The sequence below is a fragment of the Chromohalobacter sp. genome, assembly GCF_039830575.1.
Lineage (GTDB): Bacteria > Pseudomonadota > Gammaproteobacteria > Pseudomonadales > Halomonadaceae > Chromohalobacter > Chromohalobacter israelensis.
On sequence record NZ_JBDOOX010000005.1, the window covers coordinates 178,706 to 190,458 of the forward strand.

Sequence of the window (11,753 nt, forward strand, 5' to 3'; positions counted from 1 at the left end):
TGTCACGGCCGCACTCGTCCGTCCCTCAAACCCAGCATTCAGGAGCCTTCGATGCAAACCCTCATGGGGCTTGTCGGCGTGATCGCCGTCCTACTGATCGCCTTCGCCCTATCCGAGAACCGGCGCGCCATTCGCTTGCGCACCGTCGGCGGCGCCCTCGCCATTCAAGCCGGCCTGGGCCTGTTCGTGTTGTACATCCCCTTCGGTCACAGCGTGCTGCTGGGCCTGACGCACGGCGTGCAATCCGTCATCGACAGTGCCCAGGCAGGCATGGACTTCGTCTTCGGCGGGCTGGTCAGCGATACCATGTTCGAGGTCTTCGGCGATGGCGGTTTCGTCTTCGCCCTGCGCGTCTTGCCGATCATCGTGTTCTTTTCCTCGCTGGTCGCCGTGCTGTATTACCTGGGCATCATGCGCTGGGTCATCAAGCTGATCGGTGGCGCGTTGCGCAAGCTGCTGGGCACCTCGCGCACCGAGTCGCTCTCCGCCGCGGCCAATATCTTCGTCGGCCAGACCGAGGCTCCGATGGCCGTGCGCCCCTTCCTGTCGCGCATGACGCGCTCCGAGCTGTTCGCGGTGATGGTCGGTGGTCTGGCCTCGGTCGCCGGCAGCGTGCTGGGCGGTTACGCCGCCATGGGCATCTCCCTCGAGTACCTGCTGGCCGCCTCGTTCATGGCGGCGCCCGGAGGGTTGTTGATGGCCAAGATGCTGGTGCCGGAAACCGAGCGTCAGGCAGCCGACCTGGAAGAGGTCATCGACGGCGAAGACGAACAGGCGCCCGCCAACGTCATCGAAGCCGCGGCCAACGGCGCGGCTTCCGGCGTGCAACTGGCCATCAACGTCGGCGGCATGCTGCTCGCGTTCATCGCGCTGATCGCGCTGGGCAACCAGATCATCGGCGGCATTGGCGGCTGGTTCGGCTATCCGGAACTGACCCTCGAACTGCTGCTCGGCTACCTGTTCGCACCGCTGGCGTTCTTGATCGGCGTGCCCTGGACGGAAGCCATTCAAGCCGGCAGTTTCCTCGGCCAGAAGCTGGTGCTCAACGAGTTCGTCGCCTTCGCCAATCTCGCGGCCGATCCCCAGGCGCTGAGCGCCCATTCCAAGGCGATCGTGATCTTCGCCCTGTGCGGTTTCGCCAATCTCTCGTCCATCGCCATTCTCATGGGGGGACTCGGCATGATGGCGCCCAACCGGCGCAGCGACATCGCCAGGATGGGGCTCAAGGCGGTTGCCGCCGGCACGCTCTCCAATCTGATGAGTGCCGCCCTGGCAGGGCTGTTCCTCTCGCTCTGAATCGCCGCTCACGCACCCGCCGGTCGCGCCCGACGCGGCCGGCGTTTGACTTGCCCGGCACCGCCAAGCAGAATCCCCGTCCGTCGAGACCCAGGTGCTCGGGAAACGGGTGAGAATCCCGTACTGCCCCCGCAACGGTAATCGCGTGTCGACAGAAACCGCCGCTGCCCGATCGCAAGCGGCCGCCACTGCCTCTCGTCGCGGCAACATGTCGCCGATGAACGCGGGAAGGCGTTTCTGTCCGGCGTCGGCATGGCCGACCGCCAGCGCGTCAGTCCGGAGACCGGCCTGCGTCTCAGCACTGGCTGATGCGGAGGGCTTCGCCAGTGGCGACCGTTGCATTCACGCCGTCCAGGCGACGCGGCGGCGTCACCTTCTGTCCTCCTCATCGCGTAACTCGTTTCTTACGCTGATGGGGCGTTTTTCCATGTTGCATAAAAAGAACCTGCTGTGGCTCGCCCTTGTCGTGGCGGGCGGCGCACAGGCGCAGGGCGATCAACGACTATCCGATCTCCAGGTCACCGCCAACCGGCTTCCCCAGTCGCAGAGCGATGTCCTGGCCAGCACCACCGTCATCGACCGCGATGACATCGAGCGCAGCCAGGCCGGCTCGATCATCGACCTGCTGCAAGGCCGTGCGGGCATCGAAATCGCCCAGAGCGGCCCGCCGGGGACGCTCTCCAGCCTGTTCATGCGCGGCACCGAATCCGACCACAGCCTGGTGCTGGTCGACGGCGTGCGCATCAACTCGGCCACCAGCGGCGGCGCCAGCCTGGAGATGCTGCCGCTCGAGGCCATCGAGCGCATCGAGATCGTGCGTGGACCGCGGGCCGCCGCCTATGGCGCCGATGCCATCGGCGGTGTCATCCAGGTCTTCACCCGGCGTGGCGCGGCCACCGGCACGCAAGGCGGGCTCAAGGCAAGCGCGGGCAGCGACAGCACCCAACGCCAGAGCGCCTGGGTCGCCACCGGCGACGACGACACCCGCCTGAACGCCTCGCTCTTTCACCGCGACGGGGACGGCTTCAACGCCACCCAGGCGGACGACAGCGGCGAGCGCGACGGTTTCGAGCGTGCAGGCGCGCAACTGGGGCTGTCGCATCGCTTCAACGACGACGTCGAGGTGAGCGTCAATGCCCTGCGGCAGAACTTCGAGGGCGAATACGACAACTGCTACCCAGCCGGTGCTTTCACCCCGACACAAGACTGTGTCACCAAAGGCTATCTGCAGTCCTTCGGCGGCCAGCTCGATGTCCAGCTCCAGCCGGACTGGCAGATGTCGATCACCGCCGGCCATTTCGACGAACAGCGTGAAGAGCGCTACGCGGGGGAACGCCAGAGCCTGATCGAGAGTCATCGCGATGAGGTCGGACTTCAGCACCGCTTCACCCGCGACAACGGCGTGGACGTGCTGGGCATCGATTATCGCCACGACAGTGTCGACTTCGACTCCGCCAGCCCCTATGCCGGCGACTACGTCAGGGACAGCCGTGAAAACATCGGGATCTACGCCATGATGCAGCGCACCTACGGTGCCCATGAGGTGAGCGGGTCCCTGCGCCATGACGACGATTCCCTGTTCGGCGACGAGACCACCGGCAGCCTCGGCTATGCCTACCGCCTCACGCCCTATCAGCGACTCGGCGCCAGCGTCTCCACGGCCTACAAGGCGCCCAACCTGATCGATCTCTACGGCCCCTACGGCACCAACCCGGATCTCGATGCGGAAACCGCCGAGAACCTCGAAGCGTTCTGGGCCTACGAGCGTGATGGCTGGCAGGGGCGTGTCACCGTCTTCGATAACCGTATCGACGACCTGATCGGCTACGATCCCATGACCTCCATTCCCTACAACGTCGACGAAGCCCGCATTCGCGGGGTCGAGCTCAGCGGCGGCTGGCAGTCAGGCGGCCTGACGCTCAACGCCAGCCTCACCCACCAGAACCCCGAGGACCGGCAGACCGGCGAGCGCCTGCAGCGTCGTGCCCGTACCTTCGGCCGCCTGGATGCCGATTACGCCGTGGCCGACTGGACGTTCGGCGCCACCCTGCGCGCGGCAGGCGATCGCCATGACAGCGACTTCGTCACCTACGGGGATACCACGGTGGCCGGCTACGGCGTGGTCGATCTGCGCACCGCCTGGCAGGTCACGTCGATGATCGAACTCTCGGCCAAGGTCGAGAACGCCTTCGACAAGGAATACCAGCTGATCGACGGCTACAACACCCAGGATCGCTACGTGGAAGGCGGCGTGACGCTGCGCTTCTGACTGCGTCCTTCCACGCGGTGCAATGCATGCGCCCTGCCCCTTTCCGGGGTGGGGCGTTATGCTATCCGCCTCACGTCCCCTTCCGGAGCATGCCCATGGCACTCAGCAAGACCCAGAGCAGTTTCTATCGTCGCCTGTACGTCGCGCATCTGATCGCCGACGGCACGGCCAGTGTCCCGGCGCTGATCGAAGCCACCGGCATGCCGCGTCGCACCGCCCAGGACACCGTCAACGCTCTGGTCGAGCTGGACATCCACTGCGAATTCGAACAGCAACCCGGCGCCAGGCATCATATCGGCCGTTACGTCATCCGCGACTGGGGGCCCATCGACCCCGCCTGGGTCGCCGCGCACGCCGAGCGCTTGCGCGAAGCCCTGGGCTACCCGCCGCGCGGATAACGATATCCGGAGCGTCGCATGCCACCAGCGGCTTGAACGTACAGGCCAGACGCCTATACTGGCTATAAATACAGTATAGATAACCCGACCATGACGACGCCCAGTGACCGCTCGCGCGCCCGCAAGGGGCGTGGCGCGACCTTCGATCCGCACAATCGGTTTTCGCCCACGACCAGCGATGCCGTCGACGACGGCTGGTGGCAGGAAGACGCACCGACCCGGCTGGCGACGGAAGTCCGCGACGAGCCGGCGAAAAGCGCGCTCTCCTGGAACCACTCGCCGGATCTGTCCTTCGACCGCTCGCTGAACCCCTATCGCGGCTGCGAGCACGGCTGCATCTATTGTTTCGCACGACCCAGCCATGCCTACTGGGACATGTCACCGGGGCTCGACTTCGAAACCAGGCTGATCGCGCGAACCGGGATGGTCGAACGGCTGCGTGACGAACTGGACAAGCCGGGCTATGTCTGTCGGCCGATCAACCTGTCGGGCAACACCGACTGCTACCAGCCGCTGGAAGCGGAGCGCGGCACGACGCGCGCGCTGCTGGAACTGCTGCTGGACACCCGCCACCCGGTCACGCTGGTGACCAAGAGTGCCTTGATTCTGCGCGACAAGGCCTTGCTCGCCGAAATGGCCGAGCACCGCCTGGTGCGCGTCTTCGTCAGCCTGACCAGTCTCGACGACGATCTGAAACGCACTCTGGAGCCCAGAACCGCGTCGCCGCGCACGCGCCTGAAAATCATGCGCGAGCTCGATGCAGCGGGCGTCCCCGTGGGCGCACTGATCTCGCCCGTGATCCCGGGACTCACCGACCACGAGCTGGAATCACTGCTGGAAGCCGCCCACCAGGCCGGCGCCCGTACCGCCGCCTGGATGCTGCTGCGCCTGCCGCATGAAGTGGCCCCGCTGTTCGAGGCCTGGCTCCAGGAGCATTATCCGCTGCGGGCGGCCAAGGTCATGAGCCTGATTCGTCAATGCCGCGGCGGCGAGGACTACGATGCCCGCTTCGGTCATCGCATGCGCGGCGAGGGAGTGTTCGCCCAGCTTCTGGCACAGCGCTTTCGCACGACCTGCCGGCGCCTGGGCATCGGGAGCCGTACCGAGATGGGACTCGACACCAGCGCGTTTCGCGCCCCGCATGCCCAGGGCGACTTGTTCGACTGAGCGGATCGCCGCAAGGCATGCTCAGGAGGCATCCTGGAAGACCATCGCCACGCCCGCCCCGTACAGCAGTACCAGGGCCACGCTCTCGAAGCCGATGCGTGCCGGACCGTGCTTCTCGCGACGCACCAGCCCCAGCAGCAGGACGGCCGTCATCAAGACCGAGAGCGCGATCCAGAGCAGGGTCTGGTCGGAGACCGCATGATAGATCGAGCCATCACGGTAGGCGACGTCCGAGGCGGCGGCAAACAGGGTATCGAAGGCGTTGCCGCCGATGATGCCGCCCACCGCCAGGGTCAGCGCGCCACGCTTCACGGCGGCCACGGCGGTCACCAACTCGGGCAACGACGTCGCGACCGAGGTCAGCAACACCCCCACGGCGGTCTGGCTCATGCCCGTTTCCGCCGCCAGGGTCGTGGCCGCTTTTTCCATCACCCAGCCGGAGATGCCCAGCAGCAAGGCCAGGACCACGAACGCGCCCCATAGTCGCGTCAACGAATGGCGCCTGGCCTCGTCATCCGGCGTATCCTCGCGGGTTTCGCGCGTGCGCCGGGGCATCCACATCGGCTCGCTGCGAACCTCGTCGATGATGCGCAACCCGTACACGTACCCCAGCAGCAGGATCGGCGTAACGGGATGAATGCTCCACAAGGTCCATTCCGGCGAGAAACTGGCCACCAGCAACAGGCCGAGCAGGCACATCAGCAGCGTGCCCTGGGCAAGATTGCCGATGGACGCCGCCGCATGCTCGAGGTTGATGCGCCGCAGCGCCACATCGGCGACGGTGAGGAACAGCGTCTGGACGGCGATCCCGCCCACGGCGTTGCTCATCGCCAACTCGGGTTGCCCCTTCCAGGCCGCCGTGACCGACAGCACGATGCCGGACAGCGAGGTCGCCATGCCCATCAGCACGGCCCCGGCGATCGCCTCGCCCATTCCGGTGCGGTCGGCGAGCGTGTCCACCACGCCGGTCAAGCGCGTCCCGACCAGTCCGATGATCAGCGCGCATCCCGCGAATAGCGCCACGCTAAGTGTCAAGCTCATATCACTCTTCCCTGAGACATTTGCGCCCTACCCTAGCGGAGCCTGGCGCGGCTGGCTATTGCCCTCGTCAACGCTCGACGTTATCCGCCACCAGCGCGGCAACAAGGCCCGCACCCGTGGCTGGTCGAAGCGATCATCGATCAAGTGGATCGTGCCTCGATCCTCGCGCCCGCGAATGACACGCCCGGCGGCCTGGATCACCTTCTGGATGCCGGGATAGAGATAGGCGTAGTCATAGCCGGCGCCGAACATCGTCTGCATGAAGCGGCGCCGCTGCTCGTTGACGGGATTGACCTGCGGCAGTCCCAGCGTGGCGATGAAGGCACCGACCAGCCGCTCGCCGGGCAGGTCGATTCCCTCGCCGAAGGCCCCACCCAATACCGCGAACCCCACGCCCTGCCCGTGAGGCGTGAAACGCGCCAGAAACGCGTGCCGCGCCGCTTCATCCATGCCGCGCGACTGCTGCCAGTGCGGCACTTCGGGATGATGTTCGCGCAGTTGCGCCACCACGTCCTCCAGGTAGGCGAAGCTGCTGAAAAAGGCCAGATAATTGCCCGGGCGACGGGCATAGGTCTCGGCGATCAACGCCGCAATGGGCGTCAACGAGGCCTGACGCTCGTGAAACCGGGTCGAGATGTGTCGCGCGATGCGCACCTCGAGCTGATCGCTGGCGAAGGGCGAATCCACTTCCTGCCACACGCTGTCCCCGGGCAGCCCGAGCAAGTCGCGCTGATAGCGCGACGGCGTCAGAGTGGCCGAGAACAGCACGCTGGCATGGGCTGCCGCGAAGCGAGGTGCCAGCATCGGCGCCGGCACGAGATTGCGCAGGCTCAAGCGCGCATGACGCAGGCCGCGTGCGCCCTGGCGCAGGGTGATGTCACAGACGAAATGCCGGTCGAAGCGCTCGGCGATGCGAGCCATCTTCAAGGCATCGAAGTAAAAACGCTGCAAGGTCGGCGACAGCGTGTAGGGCGGTTCGCTCGCCACCTGGCCGATGGTGCCGATCAGCCGATGGAGCGCCGACAGCCAGTCGCCGGGGATCTCGGGCAACGGGCAGTGCTCGGCCTCGCACTCGCGCCCCAGTGCATTCCATTCGCGATTGAGCTGCTTGAGCGCGGCGGTGACGCCGGCGGGCTTCTCGCGTATCAGGGCACGCAGATCTCCCTGATCGAGCGTGGCGCTGTACATGTCGCGCGCACGCTCGACCAGGTTGTGCGCCTCGTCGACGAGCACGCCAAGGCGCCAGTCATTGGCCTGGGACAAGGCATGCAGCAGGCCGCCGGTGTCGAAATAGTAGTGATAGTCGGCGACGCTCACATCGCTCCAGCGCGCCATTTCCTGGCCCAGATAATACGGGCACACGTCATGGGACAGCGCGATCTCGCGCAGGCGCGAACGATCCCACCAGCCGTGCTCGATCACCGCGCGACGCGCGGCGGGCAGCTTGTCGAAAAACCCCGCCGCCAGCGGACAGGACTCGCCGTGACAGGCGCGGTCGGGATGCTCGCATGCCTTGTCGCGGGCGGTGAGTTCCAGCACACGCAGCGGTGTCGGCGCGACAAGCGGTGCCAGCGCATCCAGCGCCAGTTGGCGGCCGGGCGTCTTGGCGGCGAGATAGCACAGGCCATCGAGCCGTTGCCGGGGCATGGCCTTGAGCATCGGAAAGAGCGTGCCCAGGGTCTTGCCGGTCCCGGTGGGCGCCTGGGCCAGCAGGCAACGCCCGGTGCTGGCCGCCTTGTAGACGTTTTCGGCCAGTGCGCGTTGCTCGCCTTGCCAGTCCGCGAACGGAAAGCGCAAGGTCTCGAGGGCCCGATCGCGTGCCTCGCGATGCGCCGTTTCACGCAACGCCCAGTCGAGAAACGCCTCGCAGTGGGTCACGAAGACATCGTACAGCGCGGCGCGGCTCATGCGCTGGACGAGCGGCGTCTCGACCTGGCGGGCGACGTCGAAATACACCAATGCCAGTTCGAGCGTCTCGAGCTCGTGCGCCTCGCACAGCAGCCAGCCATAAAGAAGCAATTGCGCCCAGTGCAGATGCCGGTGGTTCTCCGGCTGACGCGCCAGGTCGCCGCGATGCGTCTTGATTTCCTCGAGACGCTGGCGCCGCGGATCGTACCCGTCGGCACGCCCCCGCACGCGCAATCGATGCCCCGACGCGCTCCGGTAAAGGCCGCTCAAGGCAATTTCGCGCTGATAGTGCGCCTCGCGTCGCGCGGCGACTCGCGCATGTCCTTCGATGCCCTCTTCTGCGCTGGGCGAGGGCGTGAAACGCAGGTCGAGGTCGCCGCGCTTGGCCGTGAAGTCGCACAAGGCGCGTACCGCCACGGTGTAGTCCGCCGCCGTGGTCATGACGCCCAGGTCACATAGCAGACATCCACCGGCATGGCGTGCCGCGCGCAGAATGCCAGCCAGCGGCGCTGATTGTCCTGCAGGCGATCCCCGGGGCCCTTGACCTCGATCATGCGGTAGCGTTGCTGGGCAGGATGAAACTGTATCAAGTCCGGCATGCCCGCCCGATTGGCGCGCACGTCGCGCAGCAGGCGCTCGAACCAGAGGCGCAGGTGCGCCGCGGGCAGGCACGCCAGCGCCAGTTCGAGCAAGGTCTCGCTCAATGCCTCCCAGTGCACGAAGGGCGACTCGAGCCCCTGCTTGTCGCGGTAGGTGCGCCGAATCACCGCGCGGTAGCCCTGTTCGCCCTCGGCGACGTCGAGCCGTGCCAGGCAACGCGCGAAGAGCGCATCCCGGCGTGCGGCGAACTCCGGCCGCAACAGGTCGGCTGGCGCGCTCTGGAAGGGATGAAAGAAGGCACCGGGAATCGGCGCGAAGATCGCCTCCCAGCAGAGCAGACCGAACAAGGCGTTGATCAAGGTATTCTCGACGTAATGCACCGGCGATTCGGGGGACGATAGGCGTTGTGCCACGGCCGCTTCCACCGAGGTCGCACGGGGCAGCGTCAACTCGAGGTGCGTGGGCGCGGTCACGGACAGCGCCGTCGGCAACGGCAACGAGAGGCGGCGATGCAGGCGCGGAAGCAGGCGGTCGAGCTGCTGGCGCTCCGCCTCGCTTTCCGGCGCCGCCTCGGCCTCGCGCGCCAACGCCAAGGCCTCCTCGTGCCGCGCCTGGCGTTCGAGCATGCGCAAGCGACGTCCCCGTGCACCGGGATGGCAGCTCTGCGCGTAGAGCCGCGCCGCCTTGTCCAGGTCGCCTTCCCGCTCTCGGGCCTGGGCCAGCAGGAACAGCAGCTTGCCGCGACGCGTTTCCAGCCAGGGGTTGTCGGCCACCGGTGCCGGCAGCGCCTCGACCAGAGCCGCGACCGACTCGCCGCCATCGAAACGTTCGCGGCAGTCGTGAATGCGCAGGTAGGTATCGATATCCTCGCGACGCGGAAAGGCACGCGATGCCGGTGTCAGTGCCACCCGCTCGAAGCGACGCACACCGAGATCAGCCAGCACGAACTCGCTCCAGCCTTGGCGCAGGTTGCCGAAGAACATCAGTCGCAACCGATCGCACAAGGGCATCCGTGTCATGCGCCATACGCGAAACGCGGCCTCGGGACACCACGCCGAGAATGGGGCTTCGCCGATGTCGGCGGCCGCCAGGGTCGCCTGCATGTCCGTCTTGCGGTCGCCGCGCTTGAGGCCATGCGCCTTCAGGCAGGCGCCCAGGTGACGCCCGACCTCGGCCTTGGTCAACATCCCCAGCACCTCCGACACCGGCAGCACGGGATCGCACTCCAGCCACCCCAGCGCCATCAAGGGAGCCACGGCGGGGTCGAGCGTACCGATTTCCGCGTAGTCGAGGCGATCGTCGCGGAAGAGCTCGCCCTTGCGCATGACCATGCGCACCCACAGCGCCTGGGCCGGTTCGGGCAGGGCGTCGAAATGCGACATGAACGTCCGCTCGTCGGCGTCGAGAAGATCCTCGTAGCACGCCCTCACCCAGCGCAGGGCACTGCGGAAGTTGTGCAGATAATAGAGCGGATCGTCGCTCGACGCGGGACGCGGCGGGAGAGGCATGGCTGTCATGTCGCCATCATAGCAATCCTCGTCATGGCGCCCCAAGCCTGTCCGCGTGACACGCGACATCGCGCCGCCCCGCTCCCCGGGCCAGGCTTTGATATACTGCCGTCACGCATGCAACGGACGAAAGAGCCCATCGTGAAAGACGCTTCCTCTTCGCGCGACGCGACATCGCGACGCGCCAGCAAACCGGGTTGCCTGGGCCTGATCGTCGCGGGTCTGGCCTTCATCGTGCTGGTCTATGCCATCCTGATCTATTTCATCAGCCAGGGCGGCACCGCCGAGGACGAGGCCCGCGAGGAGCATGGCATCGCGCAGTGCTGGCAACGCCTGGCCAGCGACACCCTCGACGCCCGCGAACGGCGTACCACCGAGCAGCGCTGCCAGGAAATGACCGAGCAATTCGAGGTCAAGTACGGCCATCCACCGGCGGTGACCCAGCCTCCGACGTCGTAGCCGCAGCCACGCGACGCCGCGCGCGCTGCGACGCGCCATTGCGGACCGACCAGCGCAGCACCGGCACCAGTCGGCGAACGCCTGCGCGCACGCTGCGACGTTGCCAGCTCGGCATGTCGCGGCCGGCCATCTCGGCCGCCCAGACGGGCAGCAGATCGATCCCGGCGCGCATGGTCATCGCCACCACCGGGCGCAGCATGGGCTGCGGTGCCTCGGCGTGCAGCAAGAGCCGGAATACCTCGGCGGTGCGCGCGTCGTAGCACAGACATGGGCGCATCGCGTCGAGATAGTCCGCCACCTCGTCGCGGCAGCGCGGGACATCACGTGCGCCCAGCGCTTCGGCGACCCTCGCCACTTCGGCGTAGTAGCGGTCCTGGTCGGCAAGGCTCAGGTCGGGGTTGCGATAACGCAGATGCGCGGCGAGAAAGCGACTGACCTCGGCGACATGCACCCACGTCAGCAAGGCCGGGTCGTTGGCGGCGTAAGGACGGCCGTCGGGCGCGACGCCCACCACTTCGTCATGAATGCGCCGCACCCGCTCGATGAGACGCTCGGCATCCACGGTGGACGCGAAGGTGGTGGCGGCGATGAACTGGCTGGTGCGGCGTAGACGGCCGAGCATGTCATCGCGAAAGCTGGAATGGTCCCAGACCCCCGCCAGAGCCAGCGGATGCAGCATCTGCAGCATCAGGGCACCGATTCCTCCGCACAGCATCGAGGTGAAATCGCTGTGTACCCGCCAGCAGACGCTCTGCGGCCCGAACAGTCCCGGGTCCCCCGGCGGCCGGTCGTAATCGATGTCGCCCAGGGCCATGCCGGTCACGCCCATGATCTGACGCTCGATGCGCCGCCTTATCGCTTCCATCGCATCCTCCCGATCCCCCTCGCGGTGTCTTCCGACACGCCTCGGCATGATATAGGGCATGCGACCAGGAGATCGCATCCGAACCGTCGGCATCGCCGTCGACTTTTCAGACAGTGCCTAGTGTGGTGTTCCGCAAGTAAGTATCAAAAATATAGTCTATCCTGATACTGAATTCCGCTGTGCTGCTGGAGGTATCATGGCAAAGCGAGGTCGGCCTGCTACCCAAATTTCCGTTACAGACA

9 protein-coding genes and 1 riboswitch are annotated in these 11,753 nt (G+C 66.5%); of the genes, 5 read left to right on the top strand and 4 right to left on the bottom strand.

Translation table 11 applies throughout. From position 1 onward, the window contains the following. Positions 1–51: 51 nt before the first annotated feature. From ABGX75_RS03920 to ABGX75_RS03935, 4 genes are all read left to right on the top strand, one after another. Positions 52–1,296, top strand: coding sequence for a NupC/NupG family nucleoside CNT transporter (locus tag ABGX75_RS03920; RefSeq protein ID WP_224114715.1), 1,245 nt, complete (start codon positions 52–54; stop codon positions 1,294–1,296). 75 nt (positions 1,297–1,371) lie between these two features. After that, positions 1,372–1,603: riboswitch (cobalamin riboswitch) on the top strand. A 120-nt stretch (positions 1,604–1,723) separates the two neighbouring features. After that, complete coding sequence (locus tag ABGX75_RS03925) at positions 1,724–3,565, top strand: TonB-dependent receptor (RefSeq protein WP_181396303.1); 1,842 nt, start codon at positions 1,724–1,726, stop codon at positions 3,563–3,565. 89 nt (positions 3,566–3,654) lie between these two features. Then, positions 3,655–3,963: a winged helix-turn-helix domain-containing protein gene (locus ABGX75_RS03930; protein ID WP_110061923.1), complete on the top strand. Its 309-nt coding sequence runs from the start codon at positions 3,655–3,657 to the stop codon at positions 3,961–3,963. 90 nt (positions 3,964–4,053) lie between these two features. Then, positions 4,054–5,130 (top strand): PA0069 family radical SAM protein, encoded by a 1,077-nt coding sequence (locus tag ABGX75_RS03935; protein ID WP_110061922.1) that lies wholly within the window; start codon positions 4,054–4,056, stop codon positions 5,128–5,130. A gap of 21 nt (positions 5,131–5,151) precedes the next feature. On the opposite strand, the gene ABGX75_RS03940 is transcribed toward ABGX75_RS03935, so the two are convergent. From ABGX75_RS03940 to ABGX75_RS03950, 3 genes are read right to left on the bottom strand one after another with little or no spacing between them, the layout of a single operon-like run. Then, positions 5,152–6,171: a sodium:calcium antiporter gene (locus ABGX75_RS03940; protein ID WP_011506798.1), complete on the bottom strand. Its 1,020-nt coding sequence runs from the start codon at positions 6,169–6,171 to the stop codon at positions 5,152–5,154. A gap of 27 nt (positions 6,172–6,198) precedes the next feature. Continuing rightward, positions 6,199–8,520 carry an ATP-dependent DNA helicase gene (locus tag ABGX75_RS03945; RefSeq protein WP_347410946.1) on the bottom strand — a complete coding sequence of 774 codons (2,322 nt, stop codon included), beginning with the start codon at positions 8,518–8,520 and terminating at the stop codon, positions 6,199–6,201. Next, a complete protein-coding gene (locus tag ABGX75_RS03950) occupies positions 8,517–10,196 on the bottom strand; it encodes a VRR-NUC domain-containing protein (RefSeq protein ID WP_347410945.1) in 1,680 nt (559 codons plus the stop codon). Before ABGX75_RS03950 ends, ABGX75_RS03945 begins: the two co-directional genes overlap by 4 nt. Positions 10,197–10,328: 132 nt before the next feature. On the opposite strand from ABGX75_RS03950, the gene ABGX75_RS03955 reads away from it, so the two are divergent. Then, positions 10,329–10,646 (top strand): hypothetical protein, encoded by a 318-nt coding sequence (locus ABGX75_RS03955; protein WP_347410944.1) that lies wholly within the window; start codon positions 10,329–10,331, stop codon positions 10,644–10,646. On the opposite strand, the gene ABGX75_RS03960 is transcribed toward ABGX75_RS03955, so the two are convergent. Then, complete coding sequence (locus tag ABGX75_RS03960; protein WP_347410943.1) at positions 10,600–11,511, bottom strand: oxygenase MpaB family protein; 912 nt, start codon at positions 11,509–11,511, stop codon at positions 10,600–10,602. The genes ABGX75_RS03955 and ABGX75_RS03960 overlap by 47 nt on opposite strands. Positions 11,512–11,753: the final 242 nt, after the last annotated feature.